This window comes from Stieleria mannarensis (genome assembly GCF_014154935.1).
Taxonomy (GTDB): Bacteria; Planctomycetota; Planctomycetia; order Pirellulales; family Pirellulaceae; genus Stieleria; species Stieleria mannarensis.
On sequence record NZ_JACEHH010000036.1, the window covers coordinates 13,103 to 36,999 of the forward strand.

General features: G+C 60.6%; 18 protein-coding genes. 15 read left to right on the forward strand and 3 right to left on the reverse strand.

Annotated elements, in window-relative coordinates:
- Window positions 1–142: 142 nt before the first annotated feature.
- The 15 genes from H1B37_RS22300 (at window position 143) to H1B37_RS22370 (ending at window position 21,182) form a co-directional block, all read left to right on the forward strand.
- Window positions 143–1,336 (forward strand): glycosyltransferase family 2 protein, encoded by a 1,194-nt coding sequence (locus H1B37_RS22300; protein ID WP_220498322.1) that lies wholly within the window; start codon window positions 143–145, stop codon window positions 1,334–1,336.
- Entirely contained in the window at window positions 1,333–2,037 is a 705-nt protein-coding gene (locus H1B37_RS22305) for a class I SAM-dependent methyltransferase (RefSeq protein WP_182868928.1), read from the forward strand. Before H1B37_RS22300 ends, H1B37_RS22305 begins: the two co-directional genes overlap by 4 nt.
- Window positions 2,034–3,461, forward strand: coding sequence for an aldehyde dehydrogenase family protein (locus tag H1B37_RS22310; protein ID WP_182868930.1), 1,428 nt, complete (start codon window positions 2,034–2,036; stop codon window positions 3,459–3,461). Before H1B37_RS22305 ends, H1B37_RS22310 begins: the two co-directional genes overlap by 4 nt.
- A gap of 323 nt (window positions 3,462–3,784) precedes the next feature.
- The gene (locus H1B37_RS22315; protein ID WP_182868932.1) at window positions 3,785–6,055 is read left to right on the forward strand and encodes a ribonuclease R family protein; all 2,271 of its coding nucleotides are present in this window, start codon (window positions 3,785–3,787) and stop codon (window positions 6,053–6,055) included.
- 235 nt (window positions 6,056–6,290) lie between these two features.
- On the forward strand, window positions 6,291–7,427 hold the full coding sequence (gene gcvT / locus H1B37_RS22320) for a glycine cleavage system aminomethyltransferase GcvT (RefSeq protein ID WP_182868934.1): 1,137 nt from the start codon (window positions 6,291–6,293) through the stop codon (window positions 7,425–7,427).
- A gap of 214 nt (window positions 7,428–7,641) precedes the next feature.
- Window positions 7,642–8,043, forward strand: a complete 402-nt coding sequence (gene gcvH / locus H1B37_RS22325; protein WP_182868936.1) for a glycine cleavage system protein GcvH — start codon at window positions 7,642–7,644, stop codon at window positions 8,041–8,043.
- A 4-nt stretch (window positions 8,044–8,047) separates the two neighbouring features.
- Entirely contained in the window at window positions 8,048–8,812 is a 765-nt protein-coding gene (locus tag H1B37_RS22330; protein ID WP_182868938.1) for a lipoate--protein ligase family protein, read from the forward strand.
- Between the two features lie 345 nt (window positions 8,813–9,157).
- Window positions 9,158–9,862, forward strand: coding sequence for an FHA domain-containing protein (locus tag H1B37_RS22335; protein WP_182868940.1), 705 nt, complete (start codon window positions 9,158–9,160; stop codon window positions 9,860–9,862).
- Window positions 9,863–9,866: 4 nt separating this feature from the next.
- Entirely contained in the window at window positions 9,867–10,535 is a 669-nt protein-coding gene (locus H1B37_RS22340) for an RNA polymerase sigma factor (RefSeq protein WP_182868942.1), read from the forward strand.
- Window positions 10,532–11,212, forward strand: a complete 681-nt coding sequence (locus H1B37_RS22345) for a hypothetical protein (RefSeq protein WP_182868944.1) — start codon at window positions 10,532–10,534, stop codon at window positions 11,210–11,212. The genes H1B37_RS22340 and H1B37_RS22345 overlap by 4 nt, the downstream gene beginning before the upstream one ends.
- Before the next feature lie 221 nt (window positions 11,213–11,433).
- Window positions 11,434–13,857, forward strand: a complete 2,424-nt coding sequence (locus tag H1B37_RS22350) for a carboxylesterase family protein (protein WP_182868946.1) — start codon at window positions 11,434–11,436, stop codon at window positions 13,855–13,857.
- Between the two features lie 697 nt (window positions 13,858–14,554).
- Window positions 14,555–15,304, forward strand: coding sequence for a hypothetical protein (locus H1B37_RS22355; protein WP_182868948.1), 750 nt, complete (start codon window positions 14,555–14,557; stop codon window positions 15,302–15,304).
- Between the two features lie 408 nt (window positions 15,305–15,712).
- Window positions 15,713–17,137, forward strand: a complete 1,425-nt coding sequence (locus tag H1B37_RS22360; RefSeq protein ID WP_182868949.1) for a magnesium chelatase ATPase subunit I — start codon at window positions 15,713–15,715, stop codon at window positions 17,135–17,137.
- Window positions 17,138–17,142: 5 nt separating this feature from the next.
- Window positions 17,143–18,852: a vWA domain-containing protein gene (locus H1B37_RS22365; protein WP_182868951.1), complete on the forward strand. Its 1,710-nt coding sequence runs from the start codon at window positions 17,143–17,145 to the stop codon at window positions 18,850–18,852.
- A 377-nt stretch (window positions 18,853–19,229) separates the two neighbouring features.
- The gene (locus H1B37_RS22370) at window positions 19,230–21,182 is read left to right on the forward strand and encodes a hypothetical protein (protein ID WP_182868953.1); all 1,953 of its coding nucleotides are present in this window, start codon (window positions 19,230–19,232) and stop codon (window positions 21,180–21,182) included.
- 141 nt (window positions 21,183–21,323) lie between these two features.
- Here the strand turns inward: H1B37_RS22370 and H1B37_RS22375 are convergent, their stop codons facing one another.
- The 3 genes from H1B37_RS22375 to H1B37_RS22385 form a co-directional block, all read right to left on the reverse strand.
- Window positions 21,324–21,710: a hypothetical protein gene (locus H1B37_RS22375; RefSeq protein WP_182868955.1), complete on the reverse strand. Its 387-nt coding sequence runs from the start codon at window positions 21,708–21,710 to the stop codon at window positions 21,324–21,326.
- Window positions 21,707–22,330, reverse strand: coding sequence for an RNA polymerase sigma factor (locus tag H1B37_RS22380; protein ID WP_182868957.1), 624 nt, complete (start codon window positions 22,328–22,330; stop codon window positions 21,707–21,709). The genes H1B37_RS22375 and H1B37_RS22380 overlap by 4 nt, the downstream gene beginning before the upstream one ends.
- Before the next feature lie 262 nt (window positions 22,331–22,592).
- Window positions 22,593–23,891 carry an esterase/lipase family protein gene (locus tag H1B37_RS22385; RefSeq protein WP_182868959.1) on the reverse strand — a complete coding sequence of 433 codons (1,299 nt, stop codon included), beginning with the start codon at window positions 23,889–23,891 and terminating at the stop codon, window positions 22,593–22,595.
- Window positions 23,892–23,897: the final 6 nt, after the last annotated feature.

Below are 23,897 nucleotides of genomic sequence, written 5' to 3' on the forward strand. Positions count from 1 at the left end.
TGACAACCCATTTTTTGACCAACCCAGCGTTTGCCCCACTGTTCCCCAACAACGATCCCACCGAAACGACCAAGTCAGAATGAGCAGTTCAGTGGAATGTGGGCCGAGGGATGCAAACAGGCCGATTGAATTGTCGGTCATCATGCCCTGCTTGAATGAAGCCGACACGGTGGCGATCTGTGTCGAGAAAGCCGTCCGGGCGATGCGAGAGGCGAACATCGTCGGTGAAGTCGTCGTCGCCGACAACGGCAGCACCGATGGATCACAGGACTTGGCACTCGGGCAAGGTGCACGCGTCGTCGACGTGCCGCAGCGAGGCTACGGGGCGGCACTGATGCACGGCATCGAAGCCAGCCGCGGCAAGTACGTGCTGATGGGCGACGCTGACGACAGCTATGACTTTTTGGAAATCCCCAAGTTCGTCGACTCGCTGCGTCAGGGACACGACTTGGTCCAAGGCTGTCGCCTGCCCCGTGGCGGCGGAAGAGTCCTGCCCGGGGCAATGCCGTTTTTGCACCGCTGGTTCGGCAATCCCGTGCTCAGCTGGCTCGTCCGGTTGATGTTTCGCATCCCGATCAATGACATCTATTGCGGCATGCGAGGTTTCACACGAAAGCACTATGACCAGCTGGACCTGCGTTCGCCGGGGATGGAATTTGCGACGGAGATGATCATCAAGAGCGGACTGCACCGGGATTCCCACGGCACGTCATGGAGCCAGGTCCCGATCACGCTGCATCCCGACGGCCGCCAAGCACACCCGCCCCACCTGCGGACGTTTCGCGACGGCTGGCGAACACTGCGATTGTTCCTCGCCTTCAGCCCCAACTGGACCTTCTTTCGTCCCGGGTTGGTTTTGCTGGGCATCGGATTGATCGGCTACGCGTTGGCGCTTCCCCAAGTGAAAGTGTTCGGCGCGGCGTTGGACGTTCACACACTGTTGGTTGCCAGTTTGTTCGTGTTGATGGGATGGCAGTGCGTGTTGTTGGCGACGTTGGCCAGGATTTTCACCGGCCGGGAAGGCATGATGCCGCCGCATGAGAAACTGGAACACGTCACCGTCGAACGCGGATTGGCGTTCGGCATCGTCGCCGGAATCCTCGGGGCGGCGATGATCGGTGCGGTCGTTTGGCGGTGGTGGCAACAAGGATTCGGCGCGCTCGACTATCCGCAGACGATGCGTTGGGTCGTGCCCGGTGTCACGCTGGTGGCGATCGGTTTCCAGACCGCGATGGCATCGTTGATGAGTGGCGTGTTGATGATGCAACGTTCACGGCGACTCGATTGCCCGATCGCGACGAATTCCGATGACCAGCTGCAGGAGGTTTCGTCATGAACGATCCGGTGCAACCGCCCATCATTCGCCACGTCGCCGCGGGACAACTGTGTTGCGACCCGGTCTGGGAAGCCGCGTACAAGCGGTTTGAAACACCGGAACAAGAGATCGCAAAATTCATTGCCCGGCTGCGGCGGTTCGATTTCGAATCGCTTGATCGCGACAGCCGAATCGTCGAAATCTTCTGCGGCCGCGGCAACGGGCTGGTCGCCTTGGAACGGTTGGGGTTCGGCAATCTGGAAGGCGTCGATCTGAGCGACAGTCTGCTGGAAGAGTATCACGGGCCGGCACAACTTCATCTGGCCGATTGTTTGGAGCTGCCGCTGGAAAGCGATGCCTATGATGTCGTGATCGTCCAAGGCGGCCTGCATCATTTACCGAACGTGCCGACCGACCTAGACCGCTCGCTCGCCGGAGTCCGCCGGATTCTGAAACCCACCGGCACGTTTTATGTGATCGAGCCGTGGAAGACACCGTTTTTGGTCTTTGCCCACGCCGTCACCGATCGATCGATCGTGCGAAAGCTGTACGCCAAAGGGGACGCCTTGGCCGTCATGACGGAGCGGGAGCGTGTGACGTATGATCAATGGCTGGGGATGCCCGAAGTGATCCGCGAGACGTTCGATCGACACTTTGACATCCGATCATGGAAGACGTCCTGGGGAAAACTTGCCGCCATCGGATCGCCGAGACAACCTTGAACCAACCCACCACGGATCACTGGATCGCAGGCACCCACCACGCCTCGAGGTCCGATCGTACATTCGAGTCGCTGGCCCCCGAAGACGACTCGGTGATCGCGCGGGCCGCCCGCGGCGATGCCCGCGATGTCACGTTCGCCGTCGATTCAGCTGCCGCGGCCTTTGAAGCCTTTCGAGAATCCAGCCCGTCACAACGTGAATCCATTTTGCTGCACACGGCGGAACTGCTGGACCAGCGATCGGCACAGTTTCGCGACCTGCTGATTCGCGAAATCGGATCGCCCGTCTCGAAAGCCATGATGGAAATCGGGATCGCGACGCGGGTGTTGAAGGCCAACGCGGCGATGGCCCGTCGGATGACCGGACGGACCTACAAGAGCGACGTGCCGGGGCGTTGGAGTCTGGGGTTTCGCAAACCGATCGGCGTGGTCGCCAGCATCACGCCGTTCAACGTTCCACTGATCAAGGGCATCAAGCACAGCAGTATGCCGCTGGCCACCGGCAACACCGTCGTCTGGCTTCCCTCGGAACAGACCCCCCTGATCGCCGACGCGATTGCGCGGTTGTACCACGACGCGGGATTACCTGCGGGAGCATTGAACGTGGTGCAGGGACTGGGGGCGGAGATCGGCGACGACTTGGTCAGCGCGGCACCGGTCCGGGCGGTCAGCTTCACCGGTTCGGCGGCGGTCGGACGGCACGTGCAAACACTGTGCGGCAGTCACGGAAAACGGGTGACATTGGAACTTGGTGGCAAAAACCCGCTGATCGTGCTCGCCGACGCGGACCTGGACGCAGCGGTCGCCGCGGCCGTTCGCGGTGGGTTCATTTACCAAGGGCAGATCTGCATGGCATCCAGTCGTGTGATCGTCGACCGGTCGCTGGTCGATGCGTTCACCGAGCGGTTCGTCGCCGCGGCACAATCCGTGGGCATGGGCGACCTGACCGATCCGAAGACGATGATCGGTCCGATCATCAGCGCCAAAGCACGGCAGCGAATCCGCGATCACTTGGCCGATGCCCTCGACGGCGGCGCGAACGTGTTGTGCGGAAACAGCTGGACCGGAAATCGAGTGAACCCGACCGTCATCACCGGTGTCACGTCTGCCATGAAGCTGTTTCGCGAAGAAACCTTCGGGCCGGTCGTCTCGGTCGAAACCGCAAACGATCGCCACCACGCATTGGAACTCGCCAATGCCTCCCCCGGCATGCTCTCGGCCGCCGTCTTCACCAACGACCTTGATGCGGCGATGACCTTCGCCGACTCTCTCGACGCGTCGATGGTCCACGTCAATGACATGACGATCCAGCAGGAACCCGAAGTCCCGTTCGGTGGCGACGGGTCCGCCGGTTTCGGCCGCGAAGGCATGGAAACCGGGATCGAAGACTTCACGACCTGGAAATGGGTCACCCTGCGGGGATAGCATTCCACGCCCTGATCGTCCGGGAGCTGAGGTTTCAGCAGTGAAAGTCGCTGATCTCCAACGGGATTCATGGATGCCGTTTTGTTGCATCGTTCGCCCTGCCGCCAGGAAGGTGAATTCAGAAGAGATGAGTTGGTCAAAAAATGAAGGCGTAATTGTTCGATGAAGGTCCCGTCCGAATTTCTCTTATTTTTTGACCACTCAATTTTTTGACCAAACCTCCCCGCCACCGTCACAAACGAAACCTCCTTGAGCGGATTTCGCAAACCCGAACTCAGAACCCACAACTTGGAACTTAAATCCATCCCCGTTACCTTCACGATATGGAAATCTCACAAGACCTTGCCGACCGCGTGATGCGGTTGGTCGTTTCGGCGGAATACCGGCCGAGCAAACCCAAACAGATCGCAGCCATTTTGAACCTGGGACCGGATGACTACCGGGAACTGCGGCGAACGATCAAGCAACTCGTCTTAGAAGGCCGGTTGATTTATGCATCCAATCACTTGGTGATCAGCACCGGGGCGATCGGCGGCCCCCTGGACCGCATTCGCGGCGTGTTTCGGATGGCGGCCGGCGGCCAATTCGGATTCGTCCGCCCCGGCGACTCCGGTGACGGAGCGGTCAGCGAAGACCTGTTCATCCCGCCGGGACAGACCGGCGGGGCGTTCGAAGGCGACCTGGTCGAAATCAAGGTTCGGCCGAGTCGACGCGGCGGAAGCGAAGGCAGTGTGTGCCGGATCATTGAGCGTTCGCGGCGTCAATTCACCGGCACGTTCGACATGGTCAACCGCCGCCCGGCGGTTTATTTGGACGGCACACCGCACGACGCGCCCGTCTTTATCGGCGACATCCAAGGTTTGCCGATCGAGAAGGACGACAAGGTGTTCGTCGAAGTGGTGACGTTCCCAGGCGAAAACGGCAAGGGCGGCGAAGCGGTCCTGCTGGAACGACTCGGCAGCACCAACAACCCCGGGATCGACACGTTAACCATCATGCGGCAATTCGGATTGCCCGATGAGTTCCCCGAAGCAGTGATCGACGAAGCGAGGCAGCGCGCCGATGAATTCGACGAAGACCACCCGCCGGCCGATCGGCTGGACCTGACCGGGCATCTGACGCTGACGATCGATCCCTACGACGCACGTGACTTTGACGACGCGATTTCACTGGTTCGTGAAGACGAAGGCCGTTGGCGTTTGTGGGTGCACATCGCCGATGTCGGCTATTTCATTCATCCCGGCGGCCAGTTGGACCAGGAGGCCCACCGGCGGGCGACGAGTGTTTATCTGCCCGACCGCGTGATCCCGATGGTGCCCGAAATCATCAGCAATCACCTGGCCAGCCTGCAACCGGAAAAGGTCCGCTTGGCCAAATCGGTCGAGATCGAAATGACCGACGACGGCACCGTGATCCACACCGAAGTGCACAACAGTGTGATCCGCAGCGACATGCGGTTGCACTATCAATTGGTCGACCAGTTCCTGGAGAACCCCGACAAGTATCGCGAGAAGTGGGGCGATGCGATCTGCGACATGCTTCGCGACATGCACGCGCTGGCGATGACGATTCGCAAGCGGCGTTTCAAACGTGGCGCGATCTCGATGGAGATGCCCGAAGTCAAATTGCAACTCGATCGCAGCGGCAAGGTCAAAGGCGCCTACCGGACGGAGAATACCGAGAGTCATCAATTGATCGAAGAGTTCATGTTGGCGGCCAATCAGGCCGTCGCGACCTGGTTGGATGATGCCCGACTGAACTTCCTGCATCGCATCCACCCGCCACCGGAACGCCGCAAGCTGCGTCAACTGTCGCACTTTGTTCGCGACTTGCGACTGGGAATCGATTCGGTCGAAAGCCGTTTCGAAATCCAACACGTGCTCGACCGCGTGGCCGGCACGCCGCTCGAAGACGCGGTCAATTTTGCGGTGCTCAAGAGCATGAACAAAGCCGTCTATGGTCCCCAGACCGACGGCCACTATGCGCTCGACATGCAGCACTACTGTCACTTCACCAGTCCGATCCGTCGCTACCCGGATTTGACGGTGCATCGCCTGATCGATCGACTTCGCGGCGGCGAAAAGACTCCGGACGAATCCGTCGGTGCGTTGTTGCAACTGGGGCACCATTGCAGCGACATGGAACGCAACGCGGCCCAAGCCGAACGCGAACTGACCGAATTGAAGCTACTGCACTACTTGAAGAAACACATCGGCGACACGATGACCGCCGTCATCAGCCGAGTCTTCGCCGACGGTTTTCTGGCCCGCTGTATCAAGCTGCCCGTTGACGGATACGTCAGTGTCGACCAGCTGCCGTCGGACCAATATCGGTTCGAACGCCGCGGCCAGATGCTGGTCGGATTCAAGGCCCATCACCGCTATCGCCTGGGCGATCAATTGACGGTCAAGATCAGCCGCGTCGATCTGATCCAGCGTGAACTGTTCCTCGATCCGGTCAAAAACCATTCGGTCGGCAACAGCAACCCCAACGACCGCGGCGGGAATTTCGGCAAGTCCCACCGCGGCAAGTCGACGCACAAGTCCAAACGCAAAAAGGAACGCCGCCAAAAAGGCAAACGCAAACGACGCTAACCAATCCCGCCCGCCCCCTAAAGGGGACGGGGGTCGTTTATCACGCCATCGCCCCCGAATCCCAATCAACCCCCGTCCCCTTTGTGCGGTGAGGGGTCGACCCTTCAACAGCCCGATTGATGTCGGTACACTTTTTGACCGGCAGCGTGTTTTGACGCCCCTTGCCCAGCCGATCATTGACATCTTCGCCCCGCTTTTTGAGCGACCACGCCATCACCCATTTTAAGAGTGACGCATGAGTCAGGCCGATCCATCTTCCCAAACGTACGCACAAACCCCGCTGGGCGACTGGCATCGATCGGCGGGGGCCAAGATGGTCCCGTTCGCCGGGTACGAAATGCCGATTCAATACGAATCGATCGTCAGCGAGCACCGGGCCTGTCGAAGCGCCGCGGCGCTGTTTGACGTCTCTCATATGGGGCGATTGCGTTTCGACGGCGACGGCAGCGAAGACCTGTTGGACCGCTTGCTGACGCGGCGTGTGACGGATCTGCCCATCGGCGGCGTGCGTTACGGCATGGTTTGCAACGACGAGGGCGGAATCCTGGACGACGTTCTGGTTTCGCATCTGAAAACGCCCAGCGAAACACGCTACCACCTGTTGGTCGTCAACGCCTCCAATCGGGCGAAAATCGTCGAGTGGATCAAGCCCCACCTCGACGATTTCCCCAAGGTCACCTTTTCCGATCGCACCGAGTTGACGGCCATGATCGCCGTCCAGGGACCGCTGGCGATGGAAACGTGCAAGAAACTGTTTTCGTTCGACCCGAGTCGATTGAAGTATTACCAGGCGCGGATCACCGACCAGTTTTCCAAACCGGCGATCGTCAGCCGAACCGGATACACGGGCGAAGACGGATTCGAGTTGGTCGTGCGGGCCGAAGAAGCGACGCGTATCTGGGAAAACATCCTGCTGGCCGGTCGCGACGCCGGTTTCGCTCCGGCCGGCCTGGGTGCCCGCGACACGTTGCGGATGGAAGCCGCGATGCCGCTGTACGGGCATGAACTGGACGAAACGGTCGACCCGATTTCCGCCGGATTGAGCTTCGCCTGCAACCTGGACGACCGCAAGTTCATCGGCCGCGATGCGATCGCAGCAGTCAAATCCGCCGGCCCCCGCCGCGTTCGAATCGGATTGTTGCCCGCAGGCCGCCGACCGGCCCGCGAAGGGTGCGACGTACTGTCGACCGCGGGGCAGGTCGTCGGCACGATCACCAGCGGCGGCCCCTCACCGACACTCGGCCATCCGATCGCGATGGCGATGGTCGACGCCGAGCACGCCGCGGCATCCGATTTCGAAATCGACATCCGCGGCAAACGCGCTCCGGCCACCCGCACCAAGTTGCCATTTTACCGGCGTGCCAAGAAGTAGCCGCATCTGTCATACTGGGGCGGCGAGCGGGCAACGCTCGGTTTCTTTGTGGCGTAGCTGCCGTCGCCAGACGGCGGAGGCCTCCACGCTCTGGCGAGCGTAGCTACGACGCGAGATCAGTCGCCGGTGGCGTGATTCGTCCTCCGGCGGCAACGTTCCATTGCCCGACTAACCTTTCATTGTTCCAACACCACTTCAAAGGGAATCCACCACCGTGTCACGCGACAAGAGCAAACTTCTGTATGCCGAAACCCATGAGTGGGTCGATGTGGCCGAACAAGACGGTCAGAAGATCGCGACGATCGGCATCTCGGGCTTTGCACTCGAACAACTCAACGACCTGGTCTACATGGAACTCCCCGAAGTGGGAAAGACGATCGACGCCGGGGAGGAGTTCGGTGAAGTCGAATCGGTCAAGGCGGTCAGTCCGCTGTACAGCCCTGTCGGCGGCGAAGTGGTCGAGGTGCACTCCGAACTGCCGGACAACCTGGAAAAGCTCAACGACGACCCGTATGACTTCGGCTGGATCGTCAAGTTGAAGATCAATGACGAGTCGGCGTTGGGGAATCTGATGGATTTCGCGGCTTACGAAAAACAGTGCGCCGAATCCGGTTGAGCCGATGACTGCCCCGACCGCCGGACGCTTGCTGTTTCACCGTGATGGCCAATCGGCCTGGAACATGGCGGTGGACCAAGCGATCGCCGAATCCGTCGGCCAGGCCGCCGCCTCGGGTGCCGCGCCGCCCTACACGCTGCGGTTCTACACCTGGGCCGAACCCACTCTGTCGCTGGGATACTTCCAATCCAGCAGCGATGCATCGCCACGTTTTGACCGTATCCGACGCGTGCGACGCAGCACCGGGGGCGGTGCAATCGTGCACCATCATGAATTGACGTACAGCTTGACCGTGCCGGCGCGGGCGGGCGAACACGGCGCTCGAACCGATCTGTACCGCGGGTTCCACGCGGCGGTCATCAACGCGCTGCATCGACACGGGATCGATGCCCGGCCGAACCATTTGACTCCGTCGAACGCCGACGGCAATGAAGCGTTCCTGTGCTTTGCGCGCCGCACCGACGAAGACCTGATCGTCAGCGGATACAAAGTCCTGGGCAGCGCCCAGCGGCGTGCCAAACGCTCGATCCTGCAACACGGCAGCCTGCTGTTGCGTTCCAGTGGCCATGCCAGCGAATTGCCGGGAATCGTGGATTTGACCTCCGTTTCGCTGCAAAGCGATGCCCTGCTGAATCGAATCGTCGACGAATTCACCGCCATGACGGGCGTCGCGTTCCACCGCGATGCGTTGTCGCCTGAAGAACAGGCGCGGGCCGAGCGGATCGCGGAGCGTCGCTTTAACCGGGACGATTGGTGGCAGCGTCGTTAGAAATCGCCGGGTTCAAGCCGGAACCGAGCGACGCCGCGGCTAGAAATCGGCTATGCTTTGATTAGCACGCGGCGGTTGGAGTTCCCGCGGGAAACGATTTCGAGGCGGCGTTGCAAGTGCGTGAACTCGCCAGCCCCCTTCCGAGGGCGGGTATCGACGAGTCTGCGGGTTGATGCAAAACGCCCATTACGACATTTTCCCGGCCGGCACAACCGTCTACAATGCAACACCGGCGTGTCAGCAGCGGTCGCGCGTTTTCCGCGATCCCACCACTTTTCAGCCGCTGACAGGTCATAATGCTCCAACCGTGATGAAAGCGGAAGACAAGATAGGAACAGGTGCCGTATGCAAGTGAAGCTCAGGGTGATGACGGGGAGTCACGAGGGAACGGAAATCCCTATCAGCGGCGAGAAGTTCCTGATCGGTCGAAGCGAATCTTGCCAGTTGCGTCCCAAGAGTGATTCGATCAGCCGAAAGCATTGCATTCTGGTCATCCGAGACGGTCGCCTGTTGATCCAGGACCTGAAAAGCCGCAACGGAACGTATGTCAATGAGAAACGCTTGCCCAGCGATCGCGCCAAAATCCTGTCCGCCGGCGACTCGCTGAAAATCGGCAAACTGCTCTTCGAAGTGGTCATCGAACACGGGCTGAAAGGGCAGAAGAAACCGCAGGTCGCCGACGTGGGCGAAGCGGCCGCACGCACCGTCCAAGACAGCGACAGCCGATTTGAAGAGGTGGACGTGACCGGCTGGCTGGACGAAGCCGACCAAATCGATCGCGTCCGCAAACTCGCCGACCCCGACACCCGCCAGTTCCGGATCGACGATCTCAAACGCGCCGAACAAGAGGAAGGCAGCGACGAAGACTCGAAAGACGCCTCCGGCGACAGCACCGAACTTTCCGTCAACGACAGCTCCCTGCTGGAACGGTTGCGTGAACAAAAGAAAGCCAAGAAAGGCAAACTTCCCGAAGGTTTCAAAAAGTCGATGACGGACAGTTCCAAGGCCGCCGCCGACGACGCTTTGAAACGATTCTTTAGCGGACGTTAACGCTTTGTCGCGCCGCCAAGACCATTCGACGTCCGGCCGCTCCGATGCCGCCGACCTGCAACGGACGCTCACCGGCGCCGGCGGCGCAGTCCTCGAATCCGATGCCTCGCTCGCACGTCGCATCTTGGCCCAAGACAGCGGGGCCTTTGCGATCCTGGTCGACCGCTATCACGATTTCGTTTTTCGAATCTGTTTCGCAATCCTGCGTCATCGCCAAGACGCCGAAGACGCCACCCAAGACACCTTCAGCCGTGTCGCCCGATATCTGGACCGTTGGGATCCCCGTCGACCGATTCAGCCCTGGTTGGCCACGGTCGCCGGCAACCGCTCGCGCAGCCACTTGGCCCGCCGCAAAGTCTATGCGCCGTTGAGCGCCGCGGCCGAACCGCAATCGCTGGCGACCCGCCAAAACCACGCCGCCGATGCGATGCGTGAAGAAATCGTGTTAGCCCTGGGGAATTTGCCGGAACGACAGCGCATCGCGTTTGAATGTTTTCATGAACACGCGATGTCCTATGCGCAAATCTCCGGGCAGATGCGTTGTCCGATCGGAACCGTCAAAACGCTCGTGCACCGTGCCCGACTTTCTCTGATCGAACAACTCCGTCAGCGAGAGGTGGTTCCCGCTGAATCAACCGACACCCCGCCGCAGCCCAAAGGAGCCTCGAAATGAGATGCGACCAATTTCATGATCGACTGGATCTTCTGTTGGACCGGCGTGCCGACGTCCGCCAAGACACCTTGCTGCGTGACCACGCCAACAAGTGCCCGACCTGTCACGACAGCCTGCAGATCTGGTGCACGATCGACGAACACATCAACCCGGCCGCCGAACCTGATCACGACGCACCGTCCCCCCAAACGGCCCTTCCCATCTCGAACGCGACAATCTGGGCCGTGGCCTGCGCGGCCGTCGTCATCGTCTGCGTCGGCCTGGCCGGTCTTTGGCGATCGTCCTCCCAATCACGCGACAGCGTGATCGCGTCGACGAACCTCGGGCAGCCCGTCGACCTTGCCGACGGCATCGACCACGCCGATGAGATGCCTGCCCACGAGAACGCCGCCGCAACGTCCGATCCATTGCCCCCCTCAACGGCCCTCAACTGGCAGACCAGCCAGTGGTGGAGTGCGATGTCGGACGAACCCTGGGTGGACCACACCCTTCCAGCCGTTAACTCCGTTCGAATCGGAGTCGCGCCGATCGGTCGTTCGATGAAACAGGCGATGACGATCCTGATGATCCCAACCCAGGCGACTAGGATCGACGCGTCCAGCCTGGCGCCGTCGGTCCAAGCCAAACCGTTCCAAGAACAAACCTCGACGGTCGCCCCCGATACCGGATGGGTCTAGCCTCTGTATGAAAACCGTGAGGCCGTGGCGATTCGGTGCGAAAAGGGGACGGGGGTTAATCGTGCGAAGCACCCAGCGGGCCGTACCGGCTATTGACCCCCGTCCCCTTTTCGCTCGCGCCTGGCATAGGCACCCTGCATCAGGATCAATCAACAAACCGTTGGCGAGTCCCGCTACCCTACAATGAAGAGACGAAAACTCATCCGCCGAGGCATCCCACGATGACGCGACACTTGCCGCAACGACGCGATTTTCGCTGGACAGCCATCGCCTGCGCTCTGGCGGCCGTTCTCGCGCTGTGTTCCATTGCCCACGCCGACCAACGGATCGTGCTCAAGAGCGGGATCGCGTTGGAAGGTCTGTTCGCGGAAATCGCCTCGCTGAACGAAAACCCGTTCGATGCGGGCGGCCGAGGGCAACCCAAATCGCGTCCCATCCTGCTGGTCGATGATGGGCTGCGTCGTGTGTACATCCACGAGCGCGGCATGGTCGCCGGTCCGCCGCAAGATGTTCGTGGGATCGAACGAACGATCGAATTCAAACAATCCGTTCCGCTGGGCGGCAGCCCGATCCAGGGCATCGGCGACATCCTGGGCGTCTCGGATTTCAACGAATACGGACGACGGACGATCACGATCCGCGGCCCGACCGGCGAAGCGATCGACATCGTTCAAGGCATCACGGAACTGAACTCGCGCTACGCGAAGGTCGAGGCGCTCAAGGCACGACCGTCGTACGTGTGGGACATGCGGGTCGCGACCAGCACGATCATGTCCGACACGCTGCAAAACATCTTCCGTCAACGGATCGACCAATCCGATGTCAACGAGCGACTGACCGTCGTCCGTTTCTTCATCGAAGCCGAACGGTTTCGCGCCGCCGAAGAGGAACTGACGCGGACGATCCGCGCGTTCCCCGAACTAAAAGACATGAAGACCCAGTTGATCGGCATCGTCAATCGACAAGCCAATCAATTGATCGACGAAGCGGCCCTGCGAGCGAGCGTGGGCCAGGAACAGTATGCCCGCAGCGTCTACCAACGGTTCCCGATGAACGCCGTCGGACGGATCACGCGCGAGAAGGTCAAAATCGCGGTGGAGAAACTGAGCGAAACCGACCGCCAAGTCAAAGAGCTGGTCGACGCCTTGCGCGCGGACCTGGAGCAACTTCCCGAAGGCCAACGCGAATCGCTTCAAAGCGTTTTTTCAGAGATCGAAAAAGGCCTCAGCTCGGCAACCCTGCCCCGGCTGAACGATTACTCACGATTGCGAAAGTCGGACACGGTCTCGCTGGATGAACGAGTCGCACTGGCGGTGGCCGGTTGGTTGATGGGGCCGGGATCGGGCGAACAGAACCTGGTCGTCGCGACCTCGTTGGTCAAAGTCCGCGATCTGGTCGCCGAATACCTGGGGCCGGCCGATCTGATCCGACGGCCACAGATCCTGGAAGAGCTGCGCACGATCGAAGGCGCACAGATCGAATACGTCGCGAGATTGCTGCCACAACTGCTGCCGGTCAAGTCATGGCCCGAGGGATCCGCCGATCCCGACATTCCCGGCCTGTTTTGGATCGGCGGCACCGCCGACACAGACGCCGCCGAGCAGTCGCTGATTGACACTCCCGATTATCTGGTCCAGTTGCCGCCGGAATACGATCCGCTACGCGAGTATCCGTGTTTGGTCGTGCTGGCACCGCCGGGCGCGCCGCCGGAATTGGAATTGGCATGGTGGGCGGGTGATTTTGACCCGTCGCTGAATGCCCGTATCGGACATGCGACACGAAACGGTTACATCGTCGTTGCGCCCAAATGGGGACGCGACACCCAGCGGACTTACGAATACACGCCGCGCGAACACCATGCGGTGCTCTCCTCGCTGCGGCATGCGATGCGTCGTGCGTCGATCGATGCCGATCGTGTCTTTCTGGCCGGCCACGGTGACGGCGCGACCGCCGCGTGGGATATCGCACTGTCCCATCCGGACCATTGGGCGGGCATGATCAGCATCAACGGCGAACCGTCCAAGACGATTCAACATTACTTTCCCAATGCGGAACACATTCCGCTGTACTTCGTGATGGGCGAGGCCTCCGGTCCGAAGCCGCCGCTGATCCGGATGGGCGCCGTCTTGGACGACTACATGAACGTGCGTAACGATGCGACCGTGGTGATGTATCGGGGACGTGCACGAGAAGACTTTTATGAAGAGATCCCCAAACTTTTCGAGTGGATGAATGTTGCCACACACGTCCGCAAACCGATGCCCCAGGACATCGATGCCCGCACGATGCGCAAAGGCGACCAGTACTTTTGGTGGCTGGAACTGGGACCGCTGAAACCGCTGGTGGAAATCAACCCGGTGCTCTGGGAGCAGGCCGAACGCAAACGGGCCGGGGTCGTTGATGCGTCGATCGGCGGCGGAAACCAAATCCGGATGGACGGCCCCTGCGACTCCTACATGCTCTGCCTGCGCCCGGACATGGGAATCGACCTGAACGAGCAAGTCGTCATTCGGCGCTCCCGAGATCGCGTTCCGGACTACTTCCGGTTTGACGGCGAACTGGAAACCATCTTGGAAGACACCCGGCGCCGCGCCGACCGCAAACGCCCCTTTTGGGCCAGAATCCCCGTGCCCCTGAATGACTAGCCGTCAACCGTCGCTTCGTTTTCGATTGGGCTGGACAGTCGCCGTCCTCTCCGAGGTCGGCGCGAAGCAAAGCTTCGCTTTTTCGCGCACGCCGAGTTCGGAGAACACGGCGACCTTCCGAACGCATCGCAGCACGCATGAAGTGTCGAGAAGCCCTCATGCACGTAGCTACCTTCGCCAGAAGGTGGTTCACTCGGGGATGCCCCCCACGCTCTGGCGAGCGTAGCTACGACGGGGCGGGCACCCGCGTTCTGTGAATGCGGCCACGCGCCTGTTGGGAGAGTTTTGGAATCCACCGGTTCGGCGTCGTTGTGGTAAGCCACAACGGGGGGAAACTTGGGCAACCGAATTCGTTAAGGCCCTGATCTGCACCCTGCCACGTCTCTGACGGCAAGACCGATCACTCGCGGACAAAAAACTGGACGAACCTATTCCACGCACCGACAATATGGCACTAAATCTGTCGAATTGAGTCTCAGAAAAAAAGGGTGCATCCTTCACCGCGAACCGTTTCCCGGTTGTGGGGCTCCCAGTAGTAGAGGCATTGCCTTCCACGTCGGCGGTGTGCCCAGCGATAACCACGCTGCGACCACTGCCCCCACCGTCCCATCAGTTGCCCACGTCCAAATTCGGCCCCTCAAGCGGTCTCCCCGTGACTCGGCGAGCGGCCTGTGCGGCGAACTGATTTCCTTAAAACGTGATTGTCACTTTGTGCAAATCGGCTGAATTCGAATTCCTTTCCCCACCGGTCGGCGATGTCGACGCGGCGGATGAGGTGGTGACATTAGGTCCCGACGATTTTCAACGGATCGGGATCCAGCCCAAGGAAACTCGGCTCGCGGTGATCCGACGCGCGGCCAGCCGCGCCGCCGAATCACTGGCCAAACGACAGCTCCATGCCCCCAACACGTTGACCGAACAGCAACTTTCTCGGATCGCCGTTTCGACGTACCGATTGCTGGACCCGCGTCAGCGAACCGACCAACATTCCCGCGCCCATGTCGGTCGAATTCGCCCGGCGACCTTGTATCGAGCCGGTCGCGCGGAGTTCGCCGACGGCCCCATTTTGATTCAGTCCTGTGAATCGTCCGAGACGTCGGTCGCAACCCATCACATTGACGAGGTCTGCAACCAACGCACTCGCACGATCACTCCGCCGCCCCTGGAATGCCCGTTGCCGCCGGCCGAGCAATCGTTGACGCAACCACCGGTTCACGAGAACTTGGTGGGTGCGAATCCGAGCGGCAAGCCCGCCGACGGCGAGATTCGCGATCACCCCGTCGCATCCCGCGGATGGATCGCGCGGCTGCGACGTCAATGCACCCGCCCGAGTTTGATTGTGACCATGATCGTGGCCCTGTTGTTGACCGCCGGTGCGGTTTGGAACTGGGGGCACAGTCTGAACGCCTGGCCAGGCAGATCGCTGCCCTCGGCAAGCAGCCGCTGACGCAGCAGCCGTTTGCCGCGCGGTACATGCTGTGGATTCCTAGAGACGCAAGTTAAGGCGCGACGTCGTCGAATTCCTGAAGCTCCCCGTTCCAGAGAGCGTGCGGTATTTAACCTCTCAGATGCAAGGCGTTTACGAGATTCACTCTCCTTAGCAGGAAGCTTGCCTTTAGATGGTGCGTTCGGGCAGGAGGCCTGGGGGGTACCGTAAAAGCCCACGGATAGCAGCGTGAACCCACGGATGTGATGCGGCCTGAGATCCGCGGGTTCGCCTTAACTTAGCGTGCGTGGTGTGATGCCCCGTCGATCAGGCGTCAAGCATTGCGGTCTTTGCAACAGGCTACAATCAGACGCTGACAGACAGACGCAGACAGAAGGCTCGTTTCTTAACTTCTACGGACGATGGTGAATGAACGTCGCGACGGCAACGCCCACGGCTACGACTTTAAAAGAGTTGATCGAGAGCGGTTGGAAATCGAAAACGGTCAAGCAAGAAATCCGCGACAACTTCACGCGAATGCTTGCCGGCGGCGAGGAGTTGTTTCCGGGGATCGTCGGCTATGACGACACCGTGATCCCCGAAATCAATTTGGCCCTGCTGGCCGGCCACGACATGCTGTTCCTGGGCGAAAAGGGACAAGCTAAAAGCCGCATCATGCGGATGCTGACGCGTTTCTTGGACGAGTGGATTCCCTACATCGATCACCCCGACCTGCCCGTTCACGAAGACCCGACCCATCCGGTCACCTCGCTCGGCAAACAGTTGATCCAAACCTTGGATCCCGACCAGATCAAGATCGCTTGGTGGCATCGTGACCACCGCTATTCCGAACGGTTGTCGCCGGGAACGAAGTTTGCCGACATCATCGGCGAAATCGATCCGGCCAAACTGACCGGCGGGGTCAGCATGAGCGCCGAAGAGGCGTTGTCGTTCGGGCTGATCCCGCGGATGCACCGCGGCATCTTTGCCATGAACGAATTGCCCGAACTGGATGATCTGGTTCAAGTCGGCTTGTTCAACATTCTCGAAGAACGCGACGTCCAGATTCGCGGTTATCCGATCCGATTCGACCTGGACATCATGATCCTGTTTTCGGCCAACCCGGCGACCTACAACCGCAGCGGCAAGGTGATCCCGCAGCTGAAAGACCGAATCGGAACGATCGTCCAAACGCATTATCCGACCGAGCGGGACCAGGGAATCGACATCCTGCGTCAGGAGATCGGGGAGGACTTGGGCGGGGAGTATCCGGTCCAAGTGCCCTACTTTATGTTTCAGTTGATCGAGGAGATCACCGAGCAGGCGCGGCGCAGCAAGTTCATCGACCAGGCGTCGGGCGTGTCGGCACGATTCTCGCTCGCCAATTTCCGCACCATGATCGCCTCGGCCCGTCAACGCGGCATCCTGCACAACGAACGACCGGCCGTGCCACGGATCAGCGACCTGGGGCATCTTTATTCCAGTTCTCTGGGGAAACTGGAGTTGGATCTGATGGGGACGCACCAAATGAGCGAACGGCAGGTGCTGGACGCCGTCGTCGCCAAAGCCGTCTCGGTGATCTTCGCTGAATACGTCGAAAAACACGGGCTGGGCGAAATCGCCGAGATCTTCCGCAGCGGCGTCCGGGTCGAAGTCGGCGACCTGTTGCCCAGCAGCCAGTACGCCGAGCGATTGCAAAGTGTCCCGCCGGCTTGGGACCTGGCTTTTGAAGTCAACGCCAGTGAAAACGAAGCCGTTCGCGCCAGTTGCGTCGAGTTTGTCTTGGCGGGACTGTATAGCATGGATCGCATCAGCCGCGCCCAACGTCACGGCAAAATCGAATACGAAATTTAATTGCAATGAACCAGCAACGCGGCGGCCGAATCGGCGGCATCATCCACGCCTACCAGAAATACGACCCGGCCTCGTTCCCACCGCCGAGCGAGCCGCCACCGGACTTGGTCTCGCCCGCCTTCGAACAGGCGTTGATGTACGGCGAGTTCCGTGAATTAAGCGAAGAGGAACTCGCCCGCGCGGTCCGCCTGGACCCCAGCCAAATTCAAGGGCTAGGCCCGAGCATCGATTTTCTCAAGGCGATGCTGGAAGAACGCAAACGAAAGATCCTGGAAACCTACGAATCAAGGTCGGTCCAAAAGAAGGCGCGCAAAGCCTTTCATTCAGCCGCCAAGGACGTGCGGGTTCCCCGAAAACTTGCCGAAACCTACCGCCAGGCGATCAACCGCGAACAACCCTACCTGCTCGAATCGCTCTGGTATCGTGCCGAAGATCACGGCGGTTCGCTGTCGACCGACCTGCTGAAAGTCGCCGCACGCATGGGTGACAAACACAACATCGAAGAACTGGCCAGCAAGTACGAGTTCACCGGCAACGAATCGATGTCCGTGCCCAAAGCACTGGAGATCAAGGAAGAGCTTGAAAAAATCGACGAGCTGCTCAAACAACTCGAAGAGGCAGCCAAGTCGGCCCAGATCGGGCTGATCGACATGGACATGCTCGGCGAGTTCGCTCAGCCGGGCGACATGGAACAACTCGAAGAGATGCGGCGGCAGGTCGAAAACCTGATCCGCGAAGAAGCCGAACGCCAAGGGTTGCAGCGTGATTCGGCCGGACAATTTCGTCTCACGCCCCAGGCCTACAAGCTGTTCCAAGGCCGACTGCTGGAGCGGATCTTCAGCGAACTGGCGCCCTCACGCAGCGGACGACACCAGGGCCCGGTCGTCGGCGAAGGGGTGGTGGAATTGCAGCAGACCAAACCGTACGAGTTTGGTGATTCGGTCACCAACATGGACATCCCGCAAACGGTCATCAACGCCCTGCTCCGCCAAGGTGACGAGCGGCCGCTGCGGCTTCGCAGCGACGACATCGAAATCCACAAGACACGCAATCACCCCAAATGCGCCACCTGCGTGATCATGGACATGAGCGGCTCGATGCGCTACGACGGCCAGTACATGAACGTCAAACGCATGGCGCTGGCCCTGCAGGGATTGATCCAATCGGAGTACCCCGGCGATTTCCTGCGTTTCATCGAAATGTACACCTTCGCCAAATTGAGGGCCCCCGGAGAAATCATCAACCTGATGCCCAAACCGGTGACCATCCACGACCCTTGGGTGCGGCTGAAAGCCGACCTCAGCGATCCCGAGATCAGCGAAGCACAAATCCATCCCCACTTCACCAACATCCAGCGTTCACTGCAATTGGCTCGCCAGAATCTGGCCAACTGTGACACCCCCAACCGTCAAATCGTGCTGATCACCGACGGGCTTCCGACCGCGCATTGCGAAGGCGAATGGCTGTACATGCTGTACCCCCCGGACCCGCAAACCGAACAAGCCACGATGCGCGAGGCCGCGTTGTGCAGTAAAGATGGCATCACGATCAACATCTTTCTGGTGCCCAGTTGGTCCCAATCCGAAGAAGACATCCGGTTCGCAAACCGTTTGGCACAATCCACCTCCGGACGCGTGTTCTTCACCAGCGGAAACAACCTGGATCGATTCGTCCTCTGGGACTACGTCCAAAACAAACGCGAAATCATCGCCTGATGCTAGGTGCGACGCGTGAGCCAGTGGTCCGCGCTGGCGGTACTGTTGACTGACGGGCCGCTCGCCGACGCGTCGCACCTAGCATAGACAGTCGCCGTCCTCTCCGAGGTCGGCGCGGAGCAAAGCTCCGCTTTTTCGAGCACGCCGAGTTCGGAGAACACGGCGACCCTCCAAACGCATCGCCAAAGACGCAAACCAATCTGCGGCAGGGACATCCACCCCCCAATCCCAAATCGCCATCGCCTCGGGTTTGACATTGCCGGTCGCCAAGCAGATTTTGTATTGAAAGTTCTGAACTTGCGTTAAAGCCGCTGACGGGACGTCGAATTGACGTCACCGATCACGAAAAAATTTTGAATTGGACCTGCGAGGCACGGATGCGCTCGGCGAGACACACAGACGACAGCCAGAAACACTCCGCTCATGCTGCATTGCAGGCGGCCGCCTGCTGGGTGGCCCTCGCGACGACCAGTCTGGCGCTGTCGGGGTGTCGGAGCGGTAATCCGATCCGATCGACCGTCCAAGTGACCGAGGATCCGACGGCCGTCGTCGCCGATCTGCCGGCTCCGGAGCAGCGTCTGGCCACGTCGTCCACTGGGAAAGAACGGGGATTGGTCAGGGTCGGGCGCGATGCGACGCAGGCGAATCTGGCCAGTACCGCGACGAATAAACCGGAGCCGCGTCAGGAAAAACCGGCACCCCGCGCGGTGGCCGCACCCCCAAAGACAGCTCCGCAGACGCAGATGAGCCTGACCGATGCGTCGAGCGTGACCGGGGCGACCGACGTCGACGTCTCCGCGGCCGGTCTCGTCTCGGCCTCGCTGAGCGACCTGAGCGCGACGCACCAGTCGAATCGGCCCGGTGATGCCGAAGCGGCAGTCCGCGCGACCCCGGTGGCAAGAACTCAAACACTCGCCGGCGGATCATCCCAGCGGCGACCCACCACGCAGCGACAGACGTTCAACCAGACCGAACTTCCCCATGCCTTGACCGTCGCGATTGAACAATCGCTGAACGAACTTCCCGCGTTGCCCGATTCGCGGATGGTGGCGGGCGACCTGTCTCCGGTGCGACTGGGCACTGGCGCCGACCAACTGGCCCGGCTGGACGACCTGCGGTCCGCACCGCAATCCACGCCTTTGGACCAAGTTGCCGAAACGTCGATCGAAGACGCTCCCGTCGATGACCTGCCCGTCGATGACCTGCCCGCCAACGACCTGGCGGAAAGCCCAACGGCGGTTGCAGCGAGCGGTCCCCCAACCAGCACAACCACAGCCGGCAATCCGGTTACCAAAGAGCCGGTTGGCAATGAACCCGTGATCAGCGAAGCGGTCGCCAACCTGCCCGTGACCGACGACTCGTTGGCCAGCCGGCCTGCGGTCGGCAACCCGGTGCCGCCGCCTCCATCAACCGAACCAGAAACGCCCGCGACCGAGCCGCGACTTGCCGCCCAAGACGATTTTCAGCAAGCCGCTCAGGACGATCCCGGCGTCGTGATGAATGCCAACCAAGTGCAACCGGCCTCCCACGCCGGCGACGCCGGCGAATTGGAAGTCGCCAGCCACCAGCAGGTGGCGGACGAAGAACGGGTTGCCCCGGAGGTCGTGACTCCCGAGGCCATGACGGCCGAGCTGACCGAAGCGGAATTGTATCAACAACTCTTGGATCGGATTTCACAAACGCAGGACGGTGAAAGTCCGATTCAACGTGAACGACGGCAGATCGTGATGCGTCACCTGATGGTGTTGGCCGGCCAGCCGGAAAGTGCCATCGAGTCCATGCAGGGATTGAACCCGACGGAGCAACTGTACCTACAGAATCAGTTGATGGGTCTGTGGACGATGATCGATCCCGAAGGCCATCCGTCATCCGGTCGCCGGATCACCGAGGCGTTGCCGAAGTTCCGTGAAGCGACGCGGCACATGGCGACCGCAACCGATTCCCTGGCCCTGACCTGTTTGGAGTTTTGCACCGAAATCGAATCGTATGGCCAGATCAAGCCATTTGAGGGCAACCGATTCGTCGCCGGACAGCAAGTGATCTTGTACTGCGAAATCGAAAACTTTGCCGCCGAAGATCACAGCGGATACTTCCAAACACGCTTGCAAGGAAGTTACGACATCTACAACGCCGACGGGACCAAGGTCATCAGTCAATTGTTGCCCGTCGACCAACAACGCTCACGCAATCGACTGCGCGACTACTTCGTCGCCTATCAAATGAACCTGCCCAAAGGCCTGCCGCATGGGACCTATCGATTGCAGCTGACGATCGAAGACGTCGTGGGTAAAAAGTACGGCCAATCGAGCATCCCGTTTGAGATCCGCTAGGGCGATTGTCAGTGGGATACTGCGCCAAAGTGGCGATGCGCCCCGATTGGTCGCCGTGTTCTCCGAACTCGGCGTGCGCGCAACAGCGAAGCTTTTCCATGCGCCGACCTCGGAGAGGACGGCGACTGTTCGCCCCGAAGCTCACCGCATGTCGGCCCGCTTGCGTTCGCGGAATTGGCGAAAGATGTCGACCAACGCCCAGTCAAAACTCATCTGGCTGGCTTCGGCGTGACGCAGCGCGGCGGCGTTGGTTTGATCGGCCGTTTGCGGATGCGGTGGCTGGACACGGGTCAGGGCGCCGATCAGGGGCGAGACCAACACCAACAACATCGCCATGACCAGGGTCACCTGGACGGTTCGCCGCTGATTGCGTGTTCGCCCGACCGAATCGGACGTGTGCTCGAGCACTTGGTCGCGATGGCGACGTCCGGGCAGGATCGCGCCACCGAGCGCCGCAATCTGACGCTCCACCGCCGCATAATCATCGCCGAGCGGAGTCCCCTTGCGTCCGTCATGATGCATCGTCATCGCACCAGCTCCGCAGTCGGTTTCGGCGACGCCGCCGGTTGGACAGCCGAATTAGCCGCAGAGGGACGAGCGAGTTTGCCGGCCAGTTTCTCCAACGCATAGCGATAGCGACTGGCGGCGGTCGAGGGTGTGATCTGCAAGACTTCGGCAATCTCGGCAAACGTCAATTGTTCCCAAATCTTCAACACCACGACTTCGCTTTGCGGGGCCGGCAGCGATGCCAGTGCCTGCCAGACCAACCGGTTCTCGTCATCGCGTTCAACGACGTCAAAGGTGCGACCGATCAACCGGTCGGCGAGCGAACCGATTGCCGACCAGCGGGACCGCGAACGCAGAATCACCAACGATTCATTGCGGACCATCCGCAACAGGTAGTGCCAGGGGCGATCAGCGGCCACCAGCAACTTGGGGCGCGAAGCGACTTTGACCATCGTCGCGCTCACCGCGTCTTCGGCGTCGTGCTGGCGGCGGGTGATCGAAGCGGCGAAACGGACCAGCCGATCAGCCGTCAAATCGTACAACTGGGCCATCGCCAGCGTCTGCGCAGACGATTCTCGCTCGCCCGCGATCTGGCGGGCGGCTTGACGAATTTGGGCGTTCAAGGGGGCATCGCTGGGCATGACGCCCTCCATGATGCGCCTCGGCCGCGGATTTGTCTAACAAAATCCGATTTTGATCAGATTCCTCTCCGCGGTCTCCGCTCGCTGGTCCGAACGTAGCTACGCCAAAGTGGATCCCCAGGGTTTTCCACGCTCTGGCGAGCGTGGCTACGCCAAAGTCCAGCCTGGAATCCGTGGGGACGCGCTGCTATCCGTGGGTTTTACTCATTTGACAGGCCCGGAGCCCGAAAAACGAAAGGTAAACGTTAACCGCTGGCCGCCCCTACAACAGCGTATCGCCCAAGAATTTGGCCGTATCGCTTTGGTAAAAATAGTTCAGGTGGTGCACAGTCGCCGACTGGCCGAAATCCCAGGCTCGCGATTTGGGGATCTTCACTTCGTCGGCCAAGTTGATCATCGAAGGCGTGTCGACGACCAGATCGTTGGCACCGTCAAACAACGCGTCCGCGGCGGCGTTGACCACGCGTTCTTTGCGGAACATCCGCCAAAACTTCCAGGCCGGATCGACGGGTTGGAAATCCGACCGGACCGCATAATAGCGTTCCGTTTGCGACATCGGCGTTTCCAACAACCGCCGCAGTTCGGGGTTGTTGCCGACGCGGGACATGCCGAACAAACCGGGCACCATTGCCATCGCCGCATCGGCCACCGGCGTTCGTGCCGCCAGATTGGTGATCGACGTGACGACGCGCAACATCGCCTCGACGACCGAAAAGACGGGAATCGCCAGCGCGGTCAATCCGGCCGCGGTCTGCAATGCCCGCGAGAACTGGGTCAACAAATGAATCGTTTCGCGGATATTCGGCGGTGCGGCCAATCCCGTCCCCGCCAACGGTGAACCGACAAAGATCGACTTGTCGCAGCGACGGGCCAGCGGATCAAACGTCTCGCACCACCACCGCGACACCAACCCGCCGCGGCTGTGGCTGACCAGATGGATCTTCGCTTCGCTGGCACCGATGGCACGCTGCAGATCAAACGCGTTCAAAATCGGCCCGACCGACAGCGTCGGATGATCGAAGGTGAACACGTTGCCGTTGTAACGCCGGATCGCCTGCTCAAGAAACTCGCCGCCGCGTTCGTTTTTCTCGTCCAACAATCCGGCGATCATGTTCTCGCTGTTGCTGAACGTCCCGTGCACGAACACCAACGCTTCACCGGCATCGGGAAACTCCGCCGGTGAGAGCGTCTTGGTGTCACCGTCCAGACGCCGCAAGCCTCGATGGGGCGTCAGTTTTTCGTCGCGGTGGGTCAAGAACTGAGTGATCTTGGAGGGCGGCAACCGCTCAAATTCCAACTCCATGACCTCGAACGTCTCGCGGGCCTTGATCGACGGCGTGCCGCGAAAGCGTCCCAAATCCGGCGGCATCGCGGTGACGTCTTCCCAGTCCAAGATGCCATCATCGTCGACCAGTTGCAGACGCACCACGGGCGTCCGCTGGTCCGCCGGTGCGGCGGTCGTCGTGCGAACCCGTGTCCGCTCGGGTGGCTGAACCAAGGGCTGGACCTGGCTGCTGCCGCCGGTGGCCGCACGCGCGATCTCAAGAAACTTGCCGTCCATGATGGA